We start from the raw sequence: 597 nt of genomic DNA, 5'->3' as shown, positions 1-597 counted from the left end.
ACCATTGGTTAAGTTAGAAAGGGCGCACGGTGGATGCCTTGGCACTAGGAGCCGAAGAAGGACGGCACTAACACCGATATGCTTCGGGGAGCTGTAAGTGAGCTGTGATCCGGAGATTTCCGAATGGGGGAACCCACTGCCTTTAATCGGGCAGTATCCATGTGTGAATTCATAGCACATGAGAAGGCAGACCCAGGGAACTGAAACATCTAAGTACCTGGAGGAAGAGAAAGCAAATGCGATTCCCTGAGTAGCGGCGAGCGAAACGGGATCAGCCCAAACCAAGAGGCTTGCCTCTTGGGGTTGTAGGACACTCTATACGGAGTTACAAAAGGCAGGATTAGGCGAAGCGACCTGGAACGGTCCGCCGCAGCGGGTAATAGCCCCGTAGCCGAAAACCCTGCCCCTCCAGAGTGGATCCTGAGTACGGCGGAACACGTGAAATTCCGTCGGAATCCGGGAGGACCATCTCCCAAGGCTAAATACTTCCTAGTGACCGATAGTGAACCAGTACCGTGAGGGAAAGGTGAAAAGCACCCCGGAAGGGGAGTGAAATAGATCCTGAAACCGTGTGCCTACAAGTAGTCAAAGCCCGTT

At 53.4% G+C, this 597-nt stretch carries 1 rRNA gene; it reads left to right on the top strand.

Annotated features, from left to right (window positions below):
* Positions 1-6 precede the first annotated feature (6 nt).
* Positions 7-597 (top strand): 23S ribosomal RNA (locus QMA04_RS18190); the annotation flags it as partial.

It is taken from the genome of Planococcus sp. APC 3900, assembly GCF_030407735.1.
Classification (GTDB): Bacteria; Bacillota; Bacilli; order Bacillales_A; family Planococcaceae; genus Planococcus; species Planococcus notacanthi.
This window is presented reverse-complemented; position numbering and strand designations above follow the sequence as displayed.